At 70.3% G+C, this 24,507-nt stretch carries 19 protein-coding genes; 9 read left to right on the plus strand and 10 right to left on the minus strand.

Features of this window, described 5'->3' with window-relative positions; translation table 11 throughout:
* Positions 1-75: 75 nt before the first annotated feature.
* Positions 76-1,353, plus strand: a complete 1,278-nt coding sequence (locus RJQ01_RS02940; protein ID WP_350475213.1) for a hypothetical protein — start codon at positions 76-78, stop codon at positions 1,351-1,353.
* 42 nt (positions 1,354-1,395) lie between these two features.
* On the opposite strand, the gene RJQ01_RS02945 is transcribed toward RJQ01_RS02940, so the two are convergent.
* The 4 genes from RJQ01_RS02945 to RJQ01_RS02960 form a co-directional block, all read right to left on the minus strand.
* A complete protein-coding gene (locus tag RJQ01_RS02945; protein WP_350475214.1) occupies positions 1,396-1,752 on the minus strand; it encodes a hypothetical protein in 357 nt (118 codons plus the stop codon).
* A gap of 233 nt (positions 1,753-1,985) precedes the next feature.
* On the minus strand, positions 1,986-3,440 hold the full coding sequence (locus tag RJQ01_RS02950) for a hypothetical protein (protein WP_350475215.1): 1,455 nt from the start codon (positions 3,438-3,440) through the stop codon (positions 1,986-1,988).
* 48 nt (positions 3,441-3,488) lie between these two features.
* A complete protein-coding gene (locus tag RJQ01_RS02955; protein WP_350475216.1) occupies positions 3,489-3,989 on the minus strand; it encodes an RNA polymerase sigma factor in 501 nt (166 codons plus the stop codon).
* Between the two features lie 95 nt (positions 3,990-4,084).
* The gene (locus RJQ01_RS02960) at positions 4,085-5,959 is read right to left on the minus strand and encodes a PAS domain-containing hybrid sensor histidine kinase/response regulator (RefSeq protein WP_350475217.1); all 1,875 of its coding nucleotides are present in this window, start codon (positions 5,957-5,959) and stop codon (positions 4,085-4,087) included.
* A gap of 173 nt (positions 5,960-6,132) precedes the next feature.
* On the opposite strand from RJQ01_RS02960, the gene RJQ01_RS02965 reads away from it, so the two are divergent.
* Together RJQ01_RS02965 and RJQ01_RS02970 are read left to right on the plus strand one after the other, a co-directional pair.
* Entirely contained in the window at positions 6,133-9,747 is a 3,615-nt protein-coding gene (locus tag RJQ01_RS02965) for an SCO7613 C-terminal domain-containing membrane protein (protein ID WP_350475218.1), read from the plus strand.
* Positions 9,748-9,871: 124 nt separating this feature from the next.
* Entirely contained in the window at positions 9,872-10,357 is a 486-nt protein-coding gene (locus RJQ01_RS02970; protein ID WP_350475219.1) for a Dps family protein, read from the plus strand.
* 27 nt (positions 10,358-10,384) lie between these two features.
* Here the strand turns inward: RJQ01_RS02970 and RJQ01_RS02975 are convergent, their stop codons facing one another.
* From RJQ01_RS02975 to RJQ01_RS02990, 4 genes are read right to left on the minus strand one after another with little or no spacing between them, the layout of a single operon-like run.
* Positions 10,385-11,881, minus strand: a complete 1,497-nt coding sequence (locus tag RJQ01_RS02975; RefSeq protein ID WP_350475220.1) for an amidohydrolase — start codon at positions 11,879-11,881, stop codon at positions 10,385-10,387.
* Positions 11,862-12,488 (minus strand): FMN-binding negative transcriptional regulator, encoded by a 627-nt coding sequence (locus RJQ01_RS02980; RefSeq protein WP_350475221.1) that lies wholly within the window; start codon positions 12,486-12,488, stop codon positions 11,862-11,864. The genes RJQ01_RS02975 and RJQ01_RS02980 overlap by 20 nt, the downstream gene beginning before the upstream one ends.
* A gap of 28 nt (positions 12,489-12,516) precedes the next feature.
* Positions 12,517-13,521 (minus strand): Fpg/Nei family DNA glycosylase, encoded by a 1,005-nt coding sequence (locus tag RJQ01_RS02985; protein ID WP_350475222.1) that lies wholly within the window; start codon positions 13,519-13,521, stop codon positions 12,517-12,519.
* Positions 13,522-13,528: 7 nt separating this feature from the next.
* Complete coding sequence (locus RJQ01_RS02990; RefSeq protein WP_350475223.1) at positions 13,529-14,014, minus strand: ribose-5-phosphate isomerase; 486 nt, start codon at positions 14,012-14,014, stop codon at positions 13,529-13,531.
* A 90-nt stretch (positions 14,015-14,104) separates the two neighbouring features.
* Here RJQ01_RS02990 and RJQ01_RS02995 point away from each other — a divergent pair, with 90 nt between their 5' ends.
* Complete coding sequence (locus tag RJQ01_RS02995) at positions 14,105-14,881, plus strand: SDR family oxidoreductase (RefSeq protein ID WP_350475224.1); 777 nt, start codon at positions 14,105-14,107, stop codon at positions 14,879-14,881.
* 79 nt (positions 14,882-14,960) lie between these two features.
* Here RJQ01_RS02995 and RJQ01_RS03000 read toward each other — a convergent pair whose 3' ends face one another.
* Positions 14,961-15,308 (minus strand): cupin domain-containing protein, encoded by a 348-nt coding sequence (locus RJQ01_RS03000; RefSeq protein ID WP_350475226.1) that lies wholly within the window; start codon positions 15,306-15,308, stop codon positions 14,961-14,963.
* Entirely contained in the window at positions 15,305-16,726 is a 1,422-nt protein-coding gene (locus RJQ01_RS03005) for an NAD(P)/FAD-dependent oxidoreductase (RefSeq protein ID WP_350475227.1), read from the minus strand. The genes RJQ01_RS03000 and RJQ01_RS03005 overlap by 4 nt, the downstream gene beginning before the upstream one ends.
* Before the next feature lie 122 nt (positions 16,727-16,848).
* On the opposite strand from RJQ01_RS03005, the gene RJQ01_RS03010 reads away from it, so the two are divergent.
* The 5 genes from RJQ01_RS03010 to RJQ01_RS03030 are packed head-to-tail and all read left to right on the plus strand — an operon-like array spanning position 16,849 to position 24,507.
* Complete coding sequence (locus tag RJQ01_RS03010) at positions 16,849-18,807, plus strand: alpha-amylase family protein (protein WP_502885219.1); 1,959 nt, start codon at positions 16,849-16,851, stop codon at positions 18,805-18,807.
* A gap of 58 nt (positions 18,808-18,865) precedes the next feature.
* On the plus strand, positions 18,866-21,409 hold the full coding sequence (gene pepN, locus RJQ01_RS03015; protein ID WP_350475229.1) for an aminopeptidase N: 2,544 nt from the start codon (positions 18,866-18,868) through the stop codon (positions 21,407-21,409).
* 16 nt (positions 21,410-21,425) lie between these two features.
* Positions 21,426-22,403, plus strand: a complete 978-nt coding sequence (locus RJQ01_RS03020) for a mechanosensitive ion channel family protein (RefSeq protein ID WP_350475230.1) — start codon at positions 21,426-21,428, stop codon at positions 22,401-22,403.
* A complete protein-coding gene (locus RJQ01_RS03025; protein ID WP_350475231.1) occupies positions 22,400-22,816 on the plus strand; it encodes a globin in 417 nt (138 codons plus the stop codon). The genes RJQ01_RS03020 and RJQ01_RS03025 overlap by 4 nt, the downstream gene beginning before the upstream one ends.
* A 38-nt stretch (positions 22,817-22,854) precedes the next feature.
* Positions 22,855-24,507, plus strand: coding sequence for an FAD-binding dehydrogenase (locus RJQ01_RS03030; protein ID WP_350475232.1), 1,653 nt, complete (start codon positions 22,855-22,857; stop codon positions 24,505-24,507).

Genomic DNA, 24,507 nt, shown 5'->3' on the forward strand with positions numbered 1-24,507 from the left:
CCACGGCCCTTGTGTACGACGTGACATACCTGCAGGCTTGATCGAGTGACGATCCGGCGGAGCAGATCACCGTTCATGACCGCGGGCGTCGCTGCGCTATCGGCGCTGGCGGCACTCGCCGCCTGTTCCTCGCCGGCACCTGACGGTGGACTGTCCACACCCGAGGCGGAGGCACCTCGCGCGTTCGACGGAGTAGTCGGGCGCGACTGGGTCGAGATCGACACAGCCGGCGACGTATTCGACGATGTCTCCAGGATTGACTACGGACTCGGGGCCCTGTGGGCAATGCGCAACGACACTCTCCTGACAAGCACCGACGCCGTCACGTGGACGGAAGTACCTCTCGACCCTCGACGTCCCGCCGGTGCGTCCGAGTTCCCCCCGCTCCTGTACTTCGACGAGGAGCGGATAGTCGTCGCTGAGCGAGACAGCGGCGGTGCGGCACCGTGGATCGCCATCGGGGATGGCAGCGACTGGGACTTCTTTTCTCCCGACGAGATCGGCAGTCCGGTCGTGACCGGCGATAGCCCGCTGAGCATCAGGAATGTTGTCGACATCGCGCCCGTGGGTGACTCCCTACTTTTTCTCGTCGGCGTGAACTGGGAGGACCCGGGCCGAGGCACCGTCCCCTGCTCCTGCACGGCGCCCCTTGTCCTGCATCCGGACGGTTCGAGCGAGTGGGTCGCGGTGGAGAACAGCCTGTTGGGCACCCCCAACAACTCATTCGCCTCCCACGATCTCCTTCTTGTCGACGATGGCGTGCTGCTGATCACCATGGGAACGCGGGACGACGAGGCCGGGGTAGGGATCCAGACTTTCTTCAGTGCCAACGGAATCGACTGGGTGGACCGTACTGCGCCGTCGATCGCCTTGAGCGGCACAAACATTCTCGCGCCGGTGGTGCGGAAAAACTCACGCTGGCTGACCGCAGCAACGGTTCGCGATGGGGAGGTAACCGAACCCGACCGAGTCGTACTGCTCGCGTCCGACAACGGCATCGACTGGGAGCCCGTTTTCTACGGCGGTGACGACGAGTACGACGCGCCTCAGGGCAGCATCGGGGCTACTGTCGCTAGCGACGACGGGTTCTTCGTCTTTCTCTCGCACCCGAGACTCCGAGCGACCGATGTGCTCTACTCGGCCGACACCGTCGAGTGGACCACCTTCCGCGAGGCTTTCCAGTTTGAGACACCGATCGTGGTTGACTCGATCGTGGCGGTCGAGGGCGGGTTGATTGCCCTCAGCAGACACCTTCCCCTCACGACGGAAACGCCGTCTCGACTGTGGGTCTCGGGAGCGACGCCCTACACGCCAGAGCAACCGGAGGACGAGGACAGCAGCGGGAACGACTAAAGGGTCACGGCTCCGGCGTCGACATCAGCGTTGTGCCCGCGATCAGCTGCGTGTGCACCGGGCGGTCAACGCTTGGCCATCCTCCTCCTCTGTCGATGTGAGGGTGTCGATCTGGCAGTCCGTATCGAGGCTGCCGCTCCACGCATCCGTGGCCACTTCGCGCGGGTCGAGTTCCCCCGACACAGCATCGACCTCGGCGTTCACCGTAGTTGTGAAGTCCTCACCAGAGGGGGCCATCGCGAAGTCGGTGTCTCCCGTTGGCGTACAGGCGCCATCCTCCACGCCGTCGACGACGATCACGACATCCGCGTCAGCTCCGTTGCCGACCACGCGAGCATCCGTTGTGTGCTCGTTGGCGTGCGTTTCGTAGGAGCCGTCAGCCGACCACTCGAGCACCATGGGGTCGGACTCATCGAGCCAGTCCGGGCTCTGCGGCGCCGTGTCAACCTCGCCGTTCGGGCTCGAACTGTCGGCTACTGGCTGCTCGAACCGGCGTCTCCGGATCCCGACCCCGTGGGGCTAGAGCCCGCCAGCACAGCGATCATCGCCCCACTCGTGAAGGCTGCTGCCGTGCGCGGGATGCACGGCCCTGCAACCACGGAGCGCTCAAAGCATGGGCGTGGCGAGCGCGACTACTCCTCGACGGGCGCCGGCTCGATGACGCCGGGCTCGATCGTTGCCGGGTCGATCGGCTCGGGCAGGGCGATGACGCCCTCCACCAGAGAGACCACGGCGTTCCACCAGCCCTCCGGCTGCTGCATCGCGTAGCCCGGCACGAGCCAGGCGTTGCCCTGGGCATCCCACAGCATCAGCAGCGTCGCCTCTGCCTTCTCGACCGTGACGACGACCGTCTCCGGCTCGGGCAGCGGCTCGGGCAGCGGCTCCGGCTCCGTCGGGGTCGGCTCCCCCTCACCGGGCTCCACCGGCTCCGGCTGCTCTTCGTCGGGGGCACCTGCGCCACCACCGGCGCCGCCGCCGGGCTCCACCGGCATCGGCTCGGTCGGGGTGGGCTCCTCCGCACCCGGCTCAGCGGGCTCGGGTTCGACCGGCGACGAGACGGAAGCATCCGGATCACCGGCGACCGCGTCGCGCGCGACACCCGACTCCGCGGCCAGAATGCTGTAGCCGCCCTGATAGGCGGGGCCGGCGGCGCCGAACCAGCGCCAGTCGCTCAAGCGGTCGACCGCCGCGACCGCGGAGACCGTGTCGAAGGTGCCGCGCTCGACGACCTCGATCGCATGGCCGTAAGCCCACACCAGCTCGCCGGTCTGCGCCGACCAGGCGATGCCCCAGTCGAGAGCGGTCGTGACGCCGTCGACCGTCAGATTGGCGCTCGCCATTGTCTGATACGCATCGACGGCGACGGTGATGTCTGCGGGTGCGACCTCCAGCCCGGTCGCCGCGAAGGTCCCCGAGGCGAGTGAGCGTGCCTCCGCCTCGGCGGGCGCGAGCGAATCCTCCAGCCGCGGTTCGACGAACTCACTCTCGTCCTCGCGGATCACCGGCGGGTAGCCTCCCGGGTTGCTGTACCACCAGTTCGCGGTGCCCACCCACGAGATCGTCACCGACGGCGCAGAACCGTCCTCCGGCCCGACCACGTAGCTCGGGTACTGCTCATCGAAGTATTCGGTGCGCTCCACGGGGCCGTCGACGCCGTAACGTGCCGAGACCTGCCCGAGCACGCTCTCCGGGCTGCCGATGCGCTGCAGGGCATACACCGCGCCGCGCCCGCCGGTCGTGGAGAGCCCCTCGCCCGGCAGGTACTCGTAATCGATCCACTGCGCGATGCGCAGGTCGGCATCCGCCGACTCGGACGCCGCCGATAGCGCGCTCGATCCGCCCTGGCCCGAGGCGGTGAAGAGGGGCTGCGGGGCGAACGGGTTCGCGATCACCAGCGAGCCTACGGCGACAGCGGCGACCGCCGAGACGGAGAGGCTCGCCGCCCGCGTGACGCGGCCGTGGTTGACGAGGCGGGGGGCTCGGCGCTCGGCGGCGCCGCGCACGACGTCGGATGACAGTTCGGCACTCTGCTCGGTCGTGAAGGAGCGGCGCAAACGCTGCGACAGGTTCTCGGAAGAGTCATTCATACCCGGTTTATGTCGCGGCGGCCGACGATCTTTCGCGCTGCGCTCGCCTCACTCCGGGTCATAGCCTCCGGATGCGCCCAGCGCCGCCGCGAGCGACTTCTTCGCGCGGTGCAGCCGCACGCTCACCGCGTTCGGCGTCACCCTGAGCGCGACCGCAGCGTCCGCGACCGCGAGGTCGTCGATCACGACGAGGGCGAGCACCTCGCGCTCCGTCGCGCTCAAAGAGGCCCATGCCGCGGCGAGCGTCGGGTCGCCGTCGAGAGCCGCGTCGGCGGGCGGGGCCGAGTCGGGAACGGCGAACCAGCCCAGCACGGAGGCTCGTGAGGCGAGCCTGCGGCGGTGGTTGGCCACGAGGTAGCCGGCGATGCGGTAGAGCCACGGCAGCTCCTCTCCCGGCGCGACCGCGTCGCGCTTGCGCCAGGCGACCGCGAAGACGTCGGCAGCGAGGTCGTCGACATCATCGCGCGCGACACGTCGGCGCAGGTAGGCGTTCACGGCGGGAAGGTGCTGCTCGTAGAGCGCGGTGAACTGCGCGCGACTGACCGTCATGCGGCCATTCTGGCGAGCGGGTCGTCCCCGCGCGACCCAACGATTCGAGCGTGTCGAGCGTCTGCGGGTCGACGCTCAGATCTGCGGGTCGACGCTCAGAGCCGTGGGGCGCGAGCCGGTGAGTCCAGCGCCGCGCGCACCGCGTTGAGCAACGCAGGCGCAGTGAAAGGCTTTGCCAGAAAAGCCACGTCGCCCGCGTCCACCGCGCGAGCGATGGCGTCGTTGCTCGTGAAGCCGCTCGCCGCAATGACGCGCAGCTCGGGACGGTGCTGGAGGATGTGAGCGATCACGCCAGCCCCGTCGAGGATGGGCATGCTCACGTCGGTGAGAACCAGCTGCACGGGCGGATCGGCTGCTGCCAGAGCATCCAGGCCCGCCCGTCCATCGGCGGCCGTGATCGTCGAGTATCCAGCACCGTCCAGAAGCTCGCTCACCGTGCGCGCGATGTCGCTGTCGTCATCGATGACGAGGATGCGCTCGCCGCGACCCGGAGCAAGCTCGAAGCGGTGCGACCGCACGTCGGCCGGTTCACTGGGCACGACGCCGTCGCCCACGGGGAACCACAGGGTGAAGGTCGTGCCGGCACCCGGCTCGCTCGCGACATCGCTGCGGCCGCCGTGACTGGCGACGATCGCCTGCAGCGTCGGCAGGCCCAGACCCGTGCCCTGCCCGACGCCCTTCGTCGTGTAGAACGGCTCGAAAATGTGGGAGATCACCTCGGGAGTCATGCCGACGCCCGTGTCGGTGAGACTCACCCGCACCCACTCGCCCTCCTGCCGGGCCTCTAGGATCAGCTCGCCGCCGTCGGGCATCGCATCGCGGGCGTTCGTGGCCAGGTTCACGAGCACCTGCATGAGCTGCGTATCGTCTCCCATGAGCGGCGGCAGATGCCGATCGACGCGCTGTGTGACGCGAATGCTGCTCGGCAGCGTCTCGTGGCAGAACTGCACGAACTCATCCAGCAGGGCGTGCGTGTCGAGCAGGGCGTGCTCGCTGTCCGCACCGCGCGCGAAGGAGAGCACCTGCCGGATCATGTCGGCGCCGCGCACGATGCCGCGCTCCATCATGCGCAGGGTGTCGCGCCGGCGCGGATCGCTCTCGTCGCGGTCGAGCATCTGCACCGACATGAGGATGGGCGTGAGGATGTTGTTGAGGTTGTGCGCGATACCTCCCGCGAGCGTGCCGAGGCTCTGCATGCGCTGCGCGCGCACCCGCCCTTCCTCCGCGAGGCGGGCGTCCGTCACGTCGGTGTTGACGGCGAGGACGGAGACGGCGTCGCCCCGATCGTTGAGGATCAGCTGGCGACGGGAGTCGATTCGCCGGCGCGAGCCGTGCCGGGTGCTCTGCGCGATCTCGCCCGCCCAGTGCCCCTCGCGAGCAAGCTCCGTCGCGATGGCGTCCGCGACACCGTCGTCGGTCACCGTGAGGGCGTCGTAGTGCTCGCCGAGCGCCTCCTCGGCGGTCCAGCCGTAGATCGCCTCGGCGGCCGGGTTCCAGTACTGCACGATTCCGTCGAGGTCGCACAGCACGATTCCGTCGCGCGCGGCGTGCAGCAGCGCACCCCGCACCGTGAGCTGCGCCGTGCTCTCGAGCAGGCGCGCCCTGCTGTGCTCGTCGGCGGTCACGTCGCGCAGGATCACGGCCACCCCGTCGGCTGTGGGTTCGGCGCGCAGTTCGAGCCAGCGCTCGGTGCCGGGCATCCAGTGGCGGGTGGTGCTCGCCAGGCGTGTGCGGACCACGCGATCGAAGGCTTCGTCGAGAACGTCGTGATCCAGCTCGGGGAAGCGCTCGCGGAAGCTCGAGCCGGGAGCCGCCGAGAGCCGCTCGGCCGCACGATTCGCGTAGCGCACACGCCAGGCGCTATCGAGGAACAGCACGCCGTCGCCCAGCTCGTGCAGGGCCGCGACCAGCTGCGTCTCACTCAGGGGGTCGACCTGGCGAGATGCGGGGGTGTGGGGAGGATGAAACACCGGCTCTCTCGAAGACTCTGCACTGCAGCCGGTGCGGGGTGGACAACTCTGCGGAGAGCGACAAAGGCACAGAAACGTTCCGACGATTCTGCCTGATCGCGACCCGGTTCCGCCAGAGACGCCGAGCGTGGGTTGTCGCTATGCGAATACGCGCGGGCCAGTACGGTGTCGGTATGAGCGAGTCCGCCGACGGCGCGCGTCCCGACCGTGCGTGGGCGGGTACCCTGCGGTTTCCCCGCGGCCCCGGCGACCTGCGGTCGACGACCGCATGCCCGGCATGCTTCGCCGCCGTGCGCAGCACCCCGTGCGGTACCTGCGGCCTCGATCTCACGCATCCGGCAACGGCCGAGCTCGCCGCGCTGTCGGCGCGTATCGCCGACGAGCTGGATGCCCGGGCCGACATCGTCGGACGCATCCGGCGCGACACGGCAGACCGTGCTGCGGCCCGGGCCGCAGCACGCGCAGATTCCCCGTCTGCCGCAGCCCCTGCTCCGCGCGCGCCAGCGCACGGTCCTGCTGCGGCGCAGCCGGCCGCAGGGGCCACACGTCGCTCGAGCATCCAGATCGCCCTCGTCGTCGTCGGCGTCTCTCTGCTCGCCGTGTTCGCCGTCTTCGGCCTCGTCTTCGCCTTCGTCACCTACGGCGAGACCGTGCGCATGCTCATCATCGGTGCGGGCACTCTCGCGACGCTCGCCACAGCCGCGGTGCTCTCACGTCGGGGCCTCGCCGCGACCGCGGAAGGCGTCGCTGTACTCGGCACCATCGTGCTCGTGCTCGACGCCTGGGCACTCCGGCTGAACGACCCGGCCGGGCTCGGCGCGCTGCCTGAGCGCGGCTACTGGGGCGTGGCCCTGCTCGCGGTCGGCGTCATCGCCGCGACCTGGTCGCGATGGGGACGGCTCGCGAGCCCCGCCGTGGTGGCGGCCGCCCTCCTGCCGATCGGCGCGGGGCTCGCCACCTCTCATCTGGTGGCGCGGCTGGCCTCGACGAGCGTCGGCGACTCGGGGTCATCACTCGCAGCCTTCCTCGGTGCCCTCGCCGTGGTCGGCACGGCGGGATTCTCTGCCAGAACGGTCTCCCGCGCGCAGCCCGCGACGCGACGCGCGGGGCACGTCGTCGCGCGCCTCGTCGGCGCGGTCGCCGCGGTCGTGGCGCTCGCCGAGCTCGTCAACCTTCTGCCGGGCGAGCGCTTCGCCCCGCTGCTCGGCGGGCTCGCACTCGGCGGTCTCGCCGTCGCCCACCTCGCCCCGCTCGACCGCGAGGCTCGAGGCGCTTCCGACCGGCGCCGCACTCTCGACACGCTCACCGCGGCCGCGCTCGGCGCGGGCAGCGCCCTCGCGGCGCTCGTCGGCGGGCTCGTGACGACGCTGCGTGTCGACCAGGATCGCGCGACCGTCAGCATGCCCCTCCTCGTCGCGGTCGTGATCGCTGTCGTCGGCGAGCAACTCTGGCGACGTTCTCGAGCCCCCGGGGTCTGGCGAACCGGCTACGCCAGCGGCACCGTCGCGGCGTCAGCGGCCGCCGTCGTCGCGGCCGCGCTCGCGGGTCTCGTGGCGGCGTCGGCGTTCGCCGAGGCGGCCACCGCGGGCCTCCGCGTGCTGCCCGGCTCTGTCGGCGGCGCTGTGGCGACGCCCGAGCCCGCCGTGCTCGCCGCCCTGGGTGCGCTCGCCCTCAGCGCGGGTGCGCTGGCGGCGAGCTGGGCGAGCATGGGCCGACTGCGGTCGCGGGCTCGCGCGCTCGGCCCCGCCCTGGCCGTCATTCTCGTACTGACCGTGCCGCTCGCGGGCCCCTGGTGGCTCGTCATGCTGCTTCTCGCCGCCTTGTCCCTCGGCGGTGCGGTCACCGTGCACCGGGCAGTGCGTGTCGACGACGAGGAAGGGCGGCGCGCGCTCATCGCCTCGCTCAGCCCGCTCGTCGTGGGTTCCGCCTTCGGTGCGTTCGCGATCGGCTGGGCGGTGCAGCGCGGCTGGATGCTCGGACTCACGATCGCGCTTCTCGCACTGCTGCTCGCTCGCCCCGCGACGAGCGTGCGCTGGGTACGCGGGATCGCGCTCGGGGTGGCGGCCGCGCTCGTGATGGGCGTCGCCGCGGCCGCCGAGACCGAACTCGCTCGCCTCGGCCTCGACTGGGGAGTGCCCGCCGTCGCCCTCCTCACCGCTTCGGTGGTGCTGCTGGCCATCGGTGTCGGGAGGCTCGAGCTCGTCGAGCGCCTCGCCGCGGGGGGTGTCGCCCTGGGCGGTGCCCTGCTCGCGCTGGCGCTCCAGCCGCGCGGCCTCGACCCGAACAGCCTCAGCATCGGCGGCCTCGACATCGGCGCAGACGTGCCGTACGTCGCGGCCATCGTCGCGCTGCTCGGCGCGCTGACGGTGATCGGCGCACGCGGGCACCGCGTCGAAAGGTGGGCCGCCCGCATCGTGGTGCCGCTCGTCGTCGCGCGGGGCGCATTCGCATTGGCCGACGGGCAGAGCGTCGCCGATCTCACGCTCCCGCTGACCCTGTCGAGCCTCATCGTGGTCGCGGCGATCGCGCTCGCCGTGGTCGTGAGGCCACGAGAGGATGCCCGGCTGCGCCTCGCGACCGATCTCTCGATCGGCGCTGTCGGCGTCGTGGTGCTCGCCGCCACGATCGCGCAGCATGTCGAGCGCGCATCCATCACGGTGGCACTCGGTCTGCTCGCTGCATCGGTCATCGCGGTGATCCTCGCGACGAGTGCTGACGGTCTCGTCGGGTCGTCGAGCCCGCGACGCCACGTGGGCTGGCTCGCGGTCGCCCTCGCCACGGCGGCGCTGTGGTGGCTGCTGCTCGACGCCGAGATCACCCAGCTCGAAGCCTTCATCCTGCCCGTCGCCGGGGCGTTGCTCGTGATCGCCGCTCTCATCGCTCGCGCCGGACGGGGCACCACGGCGGGGGTTGCGATCGTGGTCAGCGCGGCCCTCGCCCTCGCCCTCCTGCCGCTCGCGGCCGCCAGCGGTGTGGACGCTCCGTGGCGACTCATCGTCGTCGGCGCTCTCGGCGCGGTGATCGCGCTCGTGCCGCTCGCGGTCGGCGGTCGACTCGAAGCGGCGTTCCGCGGCCTGTCTGTCGGCATGGTCGTCGTCGGGCTCGGCAGCACGACTCTCTCCGCCGCCGCCCAGGTGGTGCGTGCGAGCGAACTGCTCGGTTCGCCAGCAGGCATCGCGCTCCCCCCGCTCGAGCAGGTGCGCATGGCGCTGCTCGTCGCTCTGCTCGCGGCGCTCGCCCTGCTCGCCTGGTTCGCCCCTCCCAGCACCGCGCGCGTCGCGGTCACCGCGACCGCCGCGGGCCTCGCCGCCGCGGTCGCGGGCCTAGCGGGCGTGCTCGGCGCTGTGCAGCCTGTCGAGCTCGTGAGCGTGCCCCTCGCTCTGGCCCTTCTCGGCATCGGCGCACTGCAGCTCGGCCGGGAGGCGAGCGCCCGCAGCTGGCCGTGGCTCGGGCCGGGCATCCTCGCTCTGCTCGTTCCCTCCCTGCTGGCGGTCGACGGCGCCGGAGAGCCGCTGTGGCGCACCATCGCGCTCGGCGCGGTCGCGGTACTCGTCTTCGTGCTCGCCCTGCAGCAGCGTCTGCAGGCCCCCTTCGTGATCGGCGGCGCCGTGCTGCTCGTGCATCTTCTCGTGCAGTCCTGGCCGCTGCTGGAGCGCGTCGGCCGCGCGGTCGAGTGGTGGATCTGGCTGGGCCTGGCCGGCATCGTCGTCGTGCTGCTCGCCGCCCGCTACGAGCGCCGGGTGCAGAACGTGCGCAGCATCGCCCGCCGCATCGCCGACCTGCGGTGACCAGACGGCACCGACCGCCAACCTGAAGGCCGCCTGGGCAAGGAATGGATGCTCTCAGGGGCGTGTTCTATCGTGATGACCCGCACGGCACCGTGTGACGACCCCTACGCAAGAAGGAGTTTCCATGACCACCGTCGCCGACGCCCCCAAGGGCGCGAAGGACCCGGCCCTGACCTCCGGAGTCGCCCAGTACTTCACCCCCATCGTCATCGACCTGAGCGCGCTCTCGCTCGAGGGCAAGCAGGCGCACTGGCACGTGAGGGGTAGCAACTTCCAGCCCGTGCACGAGTTGCTCGACACCCTCGTGGAGCACACGCGCGAATGGACCGATCTCGCCGCCGAGCGCGTCGCCGCCCTCGGCCTGCCGATTGACGCGCGCACGGCGACGATCGCGCACAAGACGACAGTGCCCGGCGTCAGCACGGGGTTCCAGAAGACAGATGTGCTGATCGCCGACATCATCGCCGGCATCGACGCGACGCTCGTGAGCCTGCGGGCGGCGATCGAAGGCCTCGAGGAGATCGACCCGGTCAGTCAAGACATCGCGATCGAGATCACCAACGGCCTTGAGCAGGACCGCTGGTTCCTCTACTCCCACATCGCCGAGTAGCGTCGCTGCGCGGCGGGAGCGGCATCGTCAGAGTTCGACGATCTCGAGCGGTGTGCGCACCGTATCGATGATGCTGAACGTGACGCGCCCGCCGAGGAGCGTGAGCGCAACCGGCATCGTGCGCAGCAGAGCTTCGTCGGCCTCGAGAGGGTCGAACTCGACGGCGATGAGATCGGCGGGTTCTCCGACTTCGACGCGCGAGCGCGTCGAGCATCCGATGGCCTCGGCGACGCTGATGCACTGCTCGGGGTGGAACGGCTCGCGATGGTCGCGCGTGCGCGTGGTCGCGGCGGCGATCGCGCGCCACGGATCGAGATTCGCCACCGGGGCATCTGAGCCGAGCACGACGTGCGTGCCCGCATCGATGAGCGAGCGCACCGCGAAGGCACGCTGCGTGCGACCGCGCCAGTAGTGCGCTGCGACATCGCGATCGTCGAGAAGGTGCTCGGGCTGCACGCTCGCCGTCACCCCGAGCGCCGCGAACCGCGGAATGTCGGCCTCGTGCACGAGCTGCGCGTGCTCGATGCGACCCCCGCCGCCGAGCGCTGCGAACGCGTCCAGGGCCAGCCGATTGGCGGCGTCGCCGATCGCATGAACCGTCGCCGACAGCCCCGCGTCACGGGCCTTCACCAGCATCGGTTGGAGGTCGCACGGCGGCACGAGCAGTCGACCGTAGGGGTTCGGCGCCTCCTCGGGGTACGGATCGCAGCAGTACGCGGTGCGGGTGTTGAGGGAGCCGTCGGTGATGACCTTCAGCGGGCCCACCGAGACGGTTCCCCCCACGCTGTCACCCGTGCGCAGCCCGGCTTCGATCGCGCGATCGAGGTCATCGGGGTAGATGCCGAACTCCACGCGCAGCGTGTCGAACCCCTCCGCCACACGTCGCTGCCAGTCGGCGTGGTTCCAGCGCATCTCCAGATCGACGATGCCCACCACGCCGCGCGCCGCCGCATCCGCGGCGGCCTGCGCGACCCATCGGTCGAGCTCCTCGTGAGTCGACGCGTCGATCATCGCCGTGACGGCGAAGGCCTCCTCCTCCCGGAGGATGCCGTCTGGCGAGTCGAAGCCGTAGCGCTCGAGCGCGAGCGTGTTGAGCCACGCGCAGTGCACGTCGCCGCTGATCAGCACGACGGGTCGATCGGGAACGACGGTGTCGAGCAGCTCCGCGGTCGGCTCGTCGGGCCAGAGACCGTCGCGGAAGCCCCCGCCGATGATGACCGTGTCGTCCTCGAACTCGCCGTGCACGATCGCCGAGCGTACGATCGCGACCGCCTCTGCCGCGGTCTCGGCTCCAGAGAGATCCAGTCGGGTGATGTGCTGCGCCCACTGCGTGAAGTGGACGTGCTCGTCCCACAGACCGGGCAGCAACCAGCGGCCTTCAACGTCCACCGCTTCGCCCTCCGCGAAGGCGCGAGGGTCGACCGAGCCGGCAGGAGCGATGCTCGCGATGACGCCGTCGGCGATCGTAAGGTCAATCAGGTCGTGACCGCCGAGCGGTCGCGCGTTAAGGATCGCGCGGATCATGCACCCTCCTCATCTCGCGCGCCAGTTCCGACTGCGCGTACGGCCCGTCGCCCTCGAGCTCATCAATGATGCGCCGTGCGACAGGCTGCGGCTTGTTCTGGCTGAGCTTCGCGCGCGCGTCGACGCGGTCGATCGTCAGGCGCAGACCGACCGTGCCCCGTGCCACGCGACGAGAATACTCCGCGTCGAGGTGCAGCCCGCGCGGCTCGACGACGTGCTGCTCGAAGTGGTCGGTGAGGCGCGAGAGCACACGCAGGTTTTGGTCGTCGCTGAGAATCTGCGGAGTGCCGTAGAGATGCGCGGTCACGTGGTTCCAGGTCGGGATGATGTCGCCCGGCTCGTACCAGCTCGGCGAGATGTAGCCGTGCGGCCCCTTCACGATGACGAGAACCTCGTGGTCGCCGAGCTCGTGCAGCGTCTCGTCGGGGCGCCCTACGTGGCTCAGAAGCGTGAGCTGCTCGGCCTCCTCGTCCAGCAGGAACGGGTAGTGCGAGGCGACGAGACCGTGCTCGCTCGTGGCCGAGACGATCGTGCACCACGGGTTCTCGCGCACGAGCCGACGCAGCTCGACCTCGTCGTCGAGGATGTAGTGCGGCGTGTGCCTCATGGTCGAACCTCTCGAACGATGGTGACGATCACTGCTGGCACGACGGGCAGTAGTACAGCTTGCGCGCCGCGGCGAGCTCGAGCACGATGTGCGTGCCGCAGATGCGGCACGGCAGCCCCTCCCGCTTGTAGACCCAGTGCCGGTCGGCACGGCTGCGCCGGGCACGACGCTGGGCCTCCTCATCGAGGCCGTCCATCGTCAGCATCTGGCCTGTCTCGACGCCGACGCCCAGCAGATACCGCCAATCGCGCCACAGCTCGCGCACGACCTCCTCCGGCAGGCTCGCCCCCGGCGTGTGGGGGTCAAGCCTGGCGCGGAAGAGCAGCTCGGCGCGGTACACGTTGCCGATGCCGCTCACGACCGACTGATCCATGAGCAGAAGCCCGATCGGCACCCGCCGGCGGCGCACCCGCTCGAGCATGCGCTCCTCGCCCACCTCAGCGTCGTCGACAAGCGGGTCGGGCCCCAGACGGTCGACGACCTCCTGCACGGCGGCGGCGTCGAGCACTTCGCACGCCGTCGGGCCACGCAGATCGGCGACAGCCGTCGTCGTGAGCAGTCTCGCCCGTACCTGGCCGACCGGCTCAGCGGGAAACGACTCGAGCACCTCGGTGGTGCTCGACTGCTCGCCCATCCGCAGTCGTGCGCGGCGCGGCGCCCCGATCGAGGCGAGAGAGTTCTCGTGCTCGTCGACGACCGTGCCCGGAGCATCCGCGTCGTCGTCGCTCTCGACGCCGTGCTGACCGGTCTGGCCCATCCGGCCGCCCGACGACCGCGTCACGGGGTCATGGCCGACGGACCCGGCGAAGTCCCAGGCCCCGTAGATGCCCAGGTGCACGCGCAGGTACAGCGCCTGATCGAACTCGAGGAAGAGCTGCTTGCCAGCCGCTCGAGACTGCGTCATCGTGCGGCCGTCGAGCAGCGCCGCACCCTCGGCGAAGCGGCCCTGGGGCGAGCTGGCGGTCACGCGCTCACCGACGAAGTGCCGTGCGAACTGCAGCGCGATGCGGTGAACGGAGTGACCCTCGGGCACGGCAGCGTCAGTGGATCTCGTGGCCGACGATCGCGCCCGTCGACTCGTACTCGGCGAGCTGCGCGATGCGGCGCGCGTGGCGCTCCTCCCCGGGGAACGGGGTCGCGATGAAGACGTCGATGAGCGTCAGGACCTCGTCGACCGCGTGCTGGCGGGCGCCCACCGCGATCACGTTCGCATCGTTGTGCTCACGGGCCAGGCTCGCCGTCGCTTCGCTCCAGACAAGCGCCGCGCGGATGCCCTGCACCTTGTTGGCCGCGATCTGCTCGCCATTGCCCGAACCGCCGAAGACGACGCCGAGCGCCTCCACTCCCGCCATCTGGTCGCGCGCGACGGCGCGCGCGGCATTGATGCAGAAGCTCGGATAGTCATCGAGCGCGTCGAACTCGATCGGCCCGTGGTCGATGACCTCGTGCCCCTGCGCGGCGATGTGCGCGCGAACCGTGGCGCTGAGCTCGAGGCCGGCGTGGTCGGTGGCGACGTGGATGCGCATGGCCTCGATTCTAGGCCGGGACGAAAGGCCCTGGACGCGCGCGAGCAGGGCTGACACCGTGGGGCGCATCGAGACGAAAGGAGTCACCTCATGACTCGCACCTACGTCATCACCGGCGCGGCGAGCGGCATCGGCGCCGCACTCGCCGAGCTTCTGCGCGGCCAGGGCCACACCATCATCGGTGTCGACCTGCACGACGCCGACGTCACCGCCGACCTCACCACGCCCGAAGGCCGTGACGCCCTCGTGGCGGAGGCCACGCGGCTCAGTGGCGGCACGATCGACGCGGTCGTCGCCAACGCGGGGCTCGCGACGGAATCCGTGGCGACCGTCGCCGTGAACTACTTCGGCGCTATCGCGACACTCGAGGGGCTGCGCCCGCTGCTGGCGGGCTCGGATGCTCCGCGAGCGGTGGCCACGGCATCCATGGCCTCGCTCTTCCCCGTCGACGACGAGCTCGTCGATGCGTGCCTCGCGCACGACGAGAAGGCCGCGCTGCACCGCACGCAAGAGCTCCTCGACGCCGAGCAAGGTGCGCTCATCTACGGCTCGACCAAGCGGGCGCTCGTGCGCTGGATTCGCCAGAACGCGGCGACAAACGACTGGGCGGGGGCGGGCATTCCGCTCAACGCGGTCGCGCCGGGCGTCATCCGCACGCCCATGACGGCCGACCTGACGGCGACCGAGGAGGCGACGAAGGGCCTGCTCGAGATGGTGCCCATGCCTCTCAACGGCATCGCCGAACCGGCGGCAGTGTCGAACCTGCTCGCCTACCTCGTGAGTGTCGAGAACACCCACCTGTGCGGTCAGATCGTCTTCGTCGACGGAGGCAGCGACGTCGTCATCCGGGGGGATTCGACGTTCTAGCACCGCCTCGACGAACGGTCGCGCCAGGGCATTCGGGGCCCGCAGAGCGCGGTCGGCGCTGGGAGGTCAGCACGGGGCGCTACGCGATGTAGATCTTGCGCAGCGTCTCGTGCACCTCCCACTCGGTCTCCTCGCCGTCCTCGAGACGGCCGACCGTGCCGGCGACGAGCTCAGACTCGCTGCCGTCCTCGCGACGCAGGGTCGCGTGACCTCTGAGCACGACGAACACCTCGTCGACCTCGACATCGGTCACGATGCCGGGGGTGATCTCCCACACCCCGATCTCGACGTCGTCGAGCTCCGCGAGCGCCGCGATGCCCGTAGTCGGGCTGCCCGATACGACCTGATCGGCGTCCACGGGCTCGTGCTCGAGCTCGAGCGACAGTGCCTGCAGCACGGTCGCGGCGTCGAGCGGAAGTCGGGTCACGAATCGAACCCTAGCCCTACTGCGTCGAGGGTGCGAAGGAAAAGATTGCGGTGCCCCTCGCGGTGGTCGGCGCGGTCGAGCGCCCAGCGCACCGACTGCACTGACGGGTAGGTGGCGGGCTCGGGTGGGAACGGCAGGGGCAGCTCGTTTACCATGCGCAGTGCGGTGCGCTCGGTCTGCTCGCCGGCGAGCTGATCGAGCATGACGTTGGCCGCGAATCGCGTCGCCGCGACGCCGAGGCCGGTGAAGCCCGCCGAGTAGGCGACGCGCCCCTGATGCGCCGTCGCGTGGAAGGCGCAGAAGCGACTGCAGGTGTCGATGACGCCGGCCCAGCGGTGGCTGAAGCGCACACCTTCCAGCTGGGGGAAGGTTGTGAAGAAGTGGCTCGCGAGGGTCTCGAAGCTTTCGCGTCGGTCGTCGTACTCGGGCCTGATGCGCCCGCCGAAGTGGTAGATGGCGTCGTAGCCGCCCCAGAGGATGCGGTTGTCGGCGCTCAACCGGTAGTAGTGGAACTGGTTGGCGCTGTCGGCGATGCCCTGGCGGCCCTCCCACCCGATCGAGGCCAGCTGGGTGTCGGTGAGCGGCTCCGTCATGAGCACGTAGTCGTACACGGGCACGGTGTGCAGCCGGTAGCGTTTCAGCAGGGAGGGGAAGGCGTTGGTGGCGAGGGCGACTCTGTCGGCGAGCAGCACGCCTCCGGTGCGGATGCTCAGCTCGATTCCGTCTGCCTCCGCACGCAGCCCGCTCACGGCGGAGTGCTCGAACACCTCGACTCCCGCGTCGAGGCACGCGCGCAGCAGGGCGTCGGCGAGCTTGCCGGGATGCACGAGCGCCGTATCGCGCATCGACCAGAGCCCGCCCTCGTACGTCGGGGAGTGCACCTGCTCGCGCATGGCGGCCGCGTCGTAGAACCGTTCGGTCTCGCCGTCGTGGGCGGCGGCGAGCTCGGCCACCTGGTAGGGCTCGGTCGCGACGGCGAAGGAGCCGACGCGCTCAAGGTCGCAATCCCAGCCGCGGTCGCGCACGGTGCGCCCGATCGCGTCGAGGTTCTCCATGCCGAGCCGGTCGAGGGTGTCGAGCTCGGCGGGGAATCGCGTCTGGCCGTTCTTCTCGCCGTGGGTGAGGCTCGCCTCGACGAAGCCGCCGTTGCGGCCGCTCGCCGCCCAGCCGACGCTCTTGCCCTCCACGAGCACGATGCGCGCGCTCGGGTCGCGCTCCTGGGCGAGCAGCGCCGTCCAGAGTCCCGTGTAGCCGCCGCCGACGACCGCCAGGTCGGCGTGCATGCGGCCGTCGAGTGCCGGTAGTGCGGGACGCTCGGGCAGGTCGTCGAGCCAGAACGGGGAGAGGCGGGAGCCCTCGAGGGCGTCGGCGATGAGGCGGGCGTCAGGGCGGGCGCGCTCGAACACGGTCGTGGCCATGCCTCTATCGTCGCACGGGTTGTCCACCTGGACAACAGTTGATGCCTTGGGATGCCCGGAGTCGGCCCGCCTAGAATGGCCCCGTGACGCCGCTGCAGAACTGGCCGCGCGCGCTCGACGAGGTGCGCCGCCCTGAGACGACCGAGCAGGAGTGGGCCCGCTTCACGGCCCGCGTCGAGCGCGAACTGCCGCGCCTGCAGAGCCTCATCACCCGCGTCTACGGCGACTCCGACGCGACCTCCGAGCATCTCGACGCCCTGCTCGTGCAGCTCGCCGAATCCTGGCAGGAGCGCCCCCCCGACCTGCGGGCTCTCGACGCCGGTCGTGAGGATGACCCGGGCTGGTTCCTCAGCAATCGCATGCTCGGCGGGGTGTGCTACGTGGACCGGTACGCGACCAACCTCGAGGGTGTGCGCGCGCGCATCCCGTACTTCCAAGAACTGGGCCTCACGTACCTGCACCTCATGCCGCTGTTCCTCGCCCCCGAGGAGAACAGCGACGGCGGCTACGCCGTCTCCAGCTACCGGGAGGTGAGCCCCGCACTCGGCGACATGGCGCAGCTCATCGCTCTCGCCGCCGAGCTGCGCGCCCACGGCATCGCGCTCGTCGTCGACTTCATCTTCAACCACACCTCGAACGAGCACGAGTGGGCGCGGCGCGCCCTCGCGGGCGAGAAGGAGTTCGAGGACTACTACTGGGTCTTCCCCGACCGCACCATGCCCGACCGGTACGAGCAGACGGTGCGGGAGATCTTCCCCGACGACCATCCCGGTTCCTTCGTGCCGATGCCGGACGGCAGCGGTCGCTGGGTGTGGGCGACCTTCCACTCCTTCCAGTGGGACCTCAACTACTCGAACCCCGCGGTCTTCCGCGCCATGGCGGGCGAGATGCTCTTCCTCGCCAACCAGGGCGTGGAGATTCTGCGCATGGACGCCGTCGCCTTCATCTGGAAGCAGCTCGGCACGAGCAGCGAGTCGCTGCCCGAGGCGCACCTGCTGCTGCAGGCTTTCAACGCCGTGTGCCGCATCGCGGCGCCCGCCCTGCTGTTCAAGTCGGAGGCGATCGTGCACCCCGACCAGGTCATCGAGTACATCTCGCCCGAGGAGTGCCAGCTCAGCTACAACCCGCTGCAGATGGCCCTCATCTGGAACTCCCTCGCGACGCGGGATGCGCGCCTCCTGCAGCAGGCGCTCGACCGGCGTCACGCCCTGCCGCCCGGCACCGCGTGGGTCAACTACGTGCGCAGCCACGACGACATCGGCTGGACCTTCGCCGACGAAGACGCCGCCGAGCTCGGCATCGACGGGTTCGAGCACCGGCGCTTTCTCAACAACTTCTACGTCGGGCGGTTCCCCGGCAGCTTCGCGCGCGGCATCCCCTTCCAGGACAACCCGGCCACGGGCGACTGCCGCATCTCGGGCACGACCGCGTCCCTCGCGGGTCTCGACATCGGCGACGCGGGAGGCCTCGACCGCATCGTGCTCGCGCACTCGATCGTGCTCTCGACGGGCGGCGTTCCGCTGCTGTACCTCGGAGACGAGGTCGGGCAGCTCAACGACCCGGGCTGGGCCGAGGAGCCCGGCCACGCCGACGACAGCCGCTGGGCGCACCGCCCCCACTACCCCGCCGACCGGTACCGCGACCGCCTCGACCCGAGCACGGAGCCCGGGATGCTCTACTCGCGCCTACGCGCGCTGATCGACGTGCGCCGCCGCACCCCCGAGTTCGCCGGAGGCACCCTCATCGGCTTCGACGCGAAAGTGCCGAGCGTCGTCGGGTACCAACGACCCGGGTCGCACGCTGGCGTGGAGACGCTCGTGCTGTGCCTCGCCAACGTCGGCGACGACCCCGCCCGCATCGAGCCGCTCACCCTCTCCGGCCTGCCCGCGCGCGCCGTCGACCTGGTGACAGACAAGGATCACGACCTGACCCGCGGGCTCACGATCCCGGCTCACGGTTTTCTCTGGCTGCGCGTCGAGCTCGATCGCGGCGAGCCGTCAGCCATCAGCGGCCCCGACGGCACGAAGCTCGCCCCCAGCGCCCCCCGGCCCTCGCCGGGCGCGCCCAGCACGCGCCACTAGGCTGGGCCAGCGCGGCCACGAACCGCGCATCGCCCTGCAGCCGAAGGAGGCCACACCCGTGCCCGGAGACAACCTGACCCGCGCCGAAGCGCACGAGCGCACGAGCACCGTCTCGACCGAGAGCTACCACGTCGCCCTCGACCTGACGACCGGGGACGAGGTGTTCCGCTCGACATCGACGGTCACCTTCACGGCCACCGCCGGCTCGAGCACCTTCCTCGACGCCATCACACGCACCGTGCACAGTGTGGAGCTCAACGGCGAGCAGCTCGACCCCGCCGCGGTGGCCGACGGCACGCGCATCCAGGTGCCGAACCTCGCCGAGCGCAACGTGCTCACCGTCGTCGCCGACCACGAGTACACCAACACGGGCGAGGGCCTGCACCGCTTCGTCGACCCCGTCGACGGCGAGGTGTACCTGTACTCGCAGTTCGAGGTGCCCGACAGCCGTCGCGTCTTCGCCGTCTTCGAGCAGCCCGACCTCAAGGCCGTCTTCCACTTCACCGTGACCGCCCCGCAGAACTGGGCCGTCGTCTCCAACTACCCGGTCGCGACGCGCACCGAGGACGGCGACGCCGCGACCACGGTGTTCGAGCCGACCCAGCCCGTCTCGAGCTACATCACCGCCGTCATCGCGGGCCCTTACGAGAGCGTCCACAGCGAGCTGACCAGCAGCGACGGCCGCACGATCCCCCTCGGCATCTACGCGCGCGCGAGCCTGTTCGAGTACCTCGACTCCGACTACATTTTCGACATCACGCGCAAGGGCTTCGTCTACTACGAAGAGCAGTTCGGGGTTCCGTACCCGTTCGACAAGTACGACCAGCTCTTCGTGCCCGAATTCAACGCGGGCGCCATGGAGAACGCGGGTGCGGTGACGTTCACCGAAACCTACGTCTTCCGCAGCAAGGTCACCGACGCCATCAAGGAGCGCCGCGTCGTCACGATCCTGCATGAGCTCGCCCACATGTGGTTCGGCGACCTCGTGACGATGAAGTGGTGGAACGACCTGTGGCTCAACGAGTCGTTCGCCGAGTGGGCCTCGACCATCGCCACGGCTGAGGCCACCGAGTGGACGGAGGCGTGGACGACCTTCCAGGCCATGGAGAAGAGCTGGGCGTACAAGCAGGACCAGCTGCCCTCCACCCACCCCGTCGTCGCCACCATCAACGACCTGGAGGACGTGCAGGTCAACTTCGACGGGATCACCTACGCGAAGGGCGGCAGTGTGCTCAAGCAGCTCGTCGCGTGGGTCGGGCGTGAGGAGTTCTTCTCGGGCGTCTCGGCGTACTTCCGCAAGCACGCCTGGGGCAACACCGAGCTGAGAGACTTGCTCACCGAGCTTGAAGCCACGAGTGGGCGCGAGCTCAGCACATGGTCGGAGAAGTGGCTCGAGACGGCGGGCGTCAACACCCTGCGCCCCGAGCTCGAGGTCGACGACGAGGGCGTCATCACGAGTTTCGCCGTGCTGCAGAGCGCGCACCCCGACTACCCGACCATCCGTCCGCACCGCATGGCGATCGGCTTCTACGAACTGCAGGATGGCTCGCTCACGCGCATTCACCGTCACGAGCTCGACGTCGACGGCGACCGCACCGAGGTGCCCGAGCTCGTCGGCCGCGCACGCCCCGCGCTCATCCTCCTCAACGACGACGACCTCGCCTACGCGAAAATCCGCCTCGACGAGGCGTCCCACGCCGTCGCGATCGAGCACCTCGCGGCCATCGAGAGCCCCCTCGCCCGCGCACTCGTGTGGGGCGCGGCGTGGGATGCCACGCGCGATGCCGAGGCCCCCGCGCGCGACTATGTGCGCCTCGTGCTGAACAACATCGCGACCGAGACCGAGTCGACGACGATCCGCACGACCCTCATGCAGCTCGCCGCCGTGGCCCGCACCTACGTCGACCCCGCCACGCGCGCCGCGACGATCGAGAAGATCGCCGACGCACTGTGGCAGCTCGCCCAGGGTGCCGAGGCCGGCAGCGACGCGCAGTTCCAGTTCGTGCAGTACTTCGCGAACCTCACCGCGACGCCCGCCCACGGGCAGACGCTCGCGGGCCTGCGCGACGGGTCGATCACCCTGCCGGGGCTGGAGATCGACACCGACCTCGACTGGCTGCTGCTCGAGGGTCTCGCCCTCGTCGGGGCCGCGACGAGCGACGACATCGACGCCGCACTCGCGAAGGACAACACCTCGAACGGGCAGCAGGCCGCCGCACGCGCACGGGCCGCCCTGCCCGACGCCGCGAGCAAGCGCGCAACCTTCGACCGCCTCGTGGGCGACGACAGCGTGCCGAACGCAATCGTGCGCATGACGTGCCTCGGCTGGCAGCACGCCAACGACCCGAGCGCCTTCGAGAAGCTCGTCGAGCCGTACTTCGCCTCGCTCCTGGATATCTGGAACGACCGCAGCTACAAGATCGCCGAGTACCTCGTGCTCGGCCTCTACCCGGCGGCGCTCGCCAACCAGACTCTCGTCGACGCGACTCGGGCGTGGCTCGACGCGAACCCGGGCATCCCGGCCCTGCGCCGCCTCGTGACCGAGAACCTGGCAGGCGTCGAGCGAGCCATCGCGGCGCAGGAGCGCGACGCCCGCGGCTGAGTAGGCTGAGCGCCACATGGACGACATCGACTGGGCCACGATCTGGCAGAACCTCGCCGATTTCGCCGTGACCTACGAGGCGCCGCTGCGCATCGCGGGCGTGGTGGTCGGTGCGATCCTGCTGCGCTGGGTGCTGCTCATCGCCATACATCGCGTCGTCGATCGGGTGGTCCACGGCGTCAAGAAAGCGCAGAACGTCGAGCACACGACAGAGCTGACCGCCTCGCCCCTGCACGCTGTGCGCGTCGTGCAGCGCACCCGCACGATGGGCAGCGTCATGCGCAACCTCGTGACGTGGGCCATCGTCTCGGTCGCGTTCGTGCTCGTGCTCAGCGAGCTGAACTTCTCGGTCACCGCCCTCATCGCCTCCGCCGGCATTCTGGGGGCCGCCCTCGGCTTCGGCGCGCAGAGCGTCGTGAAAGACATGCTCAACGGCCTCTTCATGGTGTTCGAAGACCAGCTCGGCGTGGGCGACGTCGTCGATCTGGGCGAGGCCGTCGGGGTCGTCGAAAACGTCGGGGTGCGGGTCACGCAGGTGCGCGATGTCGGCGGCACCCTGTGGTTCGTGCGCAACGGCGAGATTCTGCGAGTCGGCAACAAGTCGCAGGGCTGGGCACGGGTGATCATCGACCTGCCCGTGCCGTACACGGCCGACGTGCACGCCGTCGAGGAGGTGCTGCTCGCGACCGCGGTCGACATGTCCAGCGACCCGGTGTGGAAGCGCAAAGTGCTCGAACCCCCCGAGATCTGGGGTATCGAGTCGATCTCGGCGGAGGCGCTCGTCGTGCGCCTGGTCATGAAGGTGCGCACGGCCGACCAGTGGGAGATCGCACGCGAGCTGCGCCTACGCCTCAAGCTGGCCCTCGACGCCATGGGCGTGAGCCTTCCCGCGCTCAACCGCGTCGTCATGGACGGCCTCGAGCGCCCCGCGGGCCGCAAGGGCTCCCCGCGCACGAAGCCCGTGCCGCTGCCCGACGAGGAGTCGCGCTCGTGAACCCCGCCCCGACCCCCGTCGGGCCACCTGAGCCGTTCTTCGAGCAGGTCGGCGGTCACGCCACCTTCGAGAAGCTCGTGCGGCGCTTCTACGACGGCGTCCGCGACGATGATGTGCTGCGCCCCATGTACCCCGACGACGACCTGGAGGGCGCCGTGTGGCGCCTCACCGCCTTCCTCGAGCAGTACTGGGGCGGGCCCACCACGTACAGCCAGCAGCGCGGTCACCCTCGGTTGCGGATGCGCCACGCGTCCTTCCACGTCAACCCCGACGCGCGCGACCGGTGGCTCGGCCACATGCGCGCGGCGGTCGACGAGCTCGAGCTCTCCCCGATGCACGACGCCGCCCTGTGGGACTATCTGGAGCGCGCCGCGCACGCCATGGTCAACACCTTCGAGGAGAATCCGGAGTAGGTCCCCCACGGCGGAGCGCCACCGACGAAGGAGTCAGCGTGACACAGCGAGCAGACGCGATCATCGTCGGCGCGGGCCTGGCGGGGCTCGTCGCCGCCGCCGAGCTCGTCGCCGCGGGCAAGCGCGTCACGATCGTCGACCAGGAGCCCGAGGCGACCTTCGGCGGGCAGGCGTGGTGGTCCTTCGGCGGGCTGTTCCTCGTCGACAGCCCCGAGCAGCGCAGGATGGGCATCCGCGACTCGATCGAGGTCGCCCAGCAAGACTGGGATGCAACCGCCGGGTTCGACCGGCCCGAAGACGACCATGCCCGCCAGTGGGCGGAGTCTTACCTCGACTTCGCCGCCGGTGAGAAGCGCGCATGGCTGCGGCAGAGGGGCGTGCGGTTCTTCCCCGTCGTCGGCTGGGCCGAGCGCGGCGGCGATACCGCCACGGGCCCCGGAAACTCGGTTCCGCGGTTCCACATCGTATGGGGCACGGGCCCCGGCATCCTCGAGCCGTTCGTCGCGACCGTGCGCCGCGGCGTCGACGAGGGCCTCGTGACCCTGATGTTCCGCCACCGCGTCGACGCTCTCACCGTCGTCGACGGGCGAGTCACCGGGATCAGCGGCAGCGTGCTCGCGCCCGACGACGCCGAGCGCGGCGCCGCCTCGAACCGCGAGATCATCGCCGACTTCGCACTCAGCGCCGACGCCGTCGTCATCGCCAGCGGCGGTATCGGCGGCAACCACGACCTCGTGCGCGCCGCGTGGCCCGACCGGCTCGGCACGGCCCCGACCCGCATGGTCAGCGGCGTGCCAGCACACGTCGACGGGCGCGGGCTCGGTATCGCTGAGACGGCCGGCGCGCGGCTGATCAACGGCGACCGCATGTGGCACTACGTGGAGGGCATCCAGAACCACAGCCCCGTGTGGGCGCGCCACGGCATTCGCATCCTGCCCGGCCCCTCCAGCCTGTGGCTCGACGCGACGGGACGCCGCCTGCCCGCGCCGCTCTTCCCCGGCTTCGACACGCTCGGCACCCTCGCCCACCTGCGCAGCACCGGTCACGACCACAGCTGGTTCGTCACCACCCAGTCCATCATCGAGAAAGAGTTCGCGCTCAGCGGCAGCGAGCAGAACCCCGACCTCACGGGGCGCAGCGTGCGCGAGCTGCTGCGGCAGCGCCTCGGCAGGGGCGCAACCGAGGCGGTCGAGCGGTTCATGCGCGACGGCGCCGACTTCATCGTCGCCGGCACGAAGGACGAGCTCATCGAGCGGATGCGCGCCCTCGACCCGGAGGCGCCGCTCGACCCCGCCCGTGTCTGTCACGAGATCGAATCGCGCGACCGGATGCTCGACAACGGCTTCAGCAAGGACGCTCAGCTCACGGCGATCCGCGGCGCGCGCGCCTATCGGGGCGACAAGCTCATCCGCGTCGCCGCGCCGCACCGCCTCACCGACCCCCGCCACGGGCCCCTGATCGCCGTGCGGCTGCACGTGCTCACGCGCAAGAGCCTCGGCGGCATCCAGACCGACCTCGACTCGCGCGCGCTCACGCCGACCGGGGAGGTGCTGCCCGGGCTCTGGGCCGTGGGCGAAGCTGCGGGCTTCGGCGGCGGCGGCATGCACGGCTACCGATCGCTCGAGGGCACCTTCCTCGGCGGGTGCCTGCACACGGGTCTGCGCGCGGGCCGCGCGATCGCCCGGATGTAG

This window comes from Microcella sp. (assembly GCF_040286215.1).
GTDB lineage: Bacteria > Actinomycetota > Actinomycetes > Actinomycetales > Microbacteriaceae > Microcella.

Coding starts and splice junctions, on each gene's coding strand:
- RJQ01_RS02940 (WP_350475213.1), top strand. CDS start 76: ATGACCGCGGGCGTCGCTGCGCTATCGGCGCTGGCGGCACTCGCCGCC.
- RJQ01_RS02945 (WP_350475214.1), bottom strand. CDS start 1,752: ATGGTGCTCGAGTGGTCGGCTGACGGCTCCTACGAAACGCACGCCAAC.
- RJQ01_RS02950 (WP_350475215.1), bottom strand. CDS start 3,440: ATGAATGACTCTTCCGAGAACCTGTCGCAGCGTTTGCGCCGCTCCTTC.
- RJQ01_RS02955 (WP_350475216.1), bottom strand. CDS start 3,989: ATGACGGTCAGTCGCGCGCAGTTCACCGCGCTCTACGAGCAGCACCTT.
- RJQ01_RS02965 (WP_350475218.1), top strand. CDS start 6,133: ATGAGCGAGTCCGCCGACGGCGCGCGTCCCGACCGTGCGTGGGCGGGT.
- RJQ01_RS02970 (WP_350475219.1), top strand. CDS start 9,872: ATGACCACCGTCGCCGACGCCCCCAAGGGCGCGAAGGACCCGGCCCTG.
- RJQ01_RS02975 (WP_350475220.1), bottom strand. CDS start 11,881: ATGATCCGCGCGATCCTTAACGCGCGACCGCTCGGCGGTCACGACCTG.
- RJQ01_RS02980 (WP_350475221.1), bottom strand. CDS start 12,488: ATGAGGCACACGCCGCACTACATCCTCGACGACGAGGTCGAGCTGCGT.
- RJQ01_RS02990 (WP_350475223.1), bottom strand. CDS start 14,014: ATGCGCATCCACGTCGCCACCGACCACGCCGGCCTCGAGCTCAGCGCC.
- RJQ01_RS02995 (WP_350475224.1), top strand. CDS start 14,105: ATGACTCGCACCTACGTCATCACCGGCGCGGCGAGCGGCATCGGCGCC.
- RJQ01_RS03005 (WP_350475227.1), bottom strand. CDS start 16,726: ATGGCCACGACCGTGTTCGAGCGCGCCCGCCCTGACGCCCGCCTCATC.
- RJQ01_RS03020 (WP_350475230.1), top strand. CDS start 21,426: ATGGACGACATCGACTGGGCCACGATCTGGCAGAACCTCGCCGATTTC.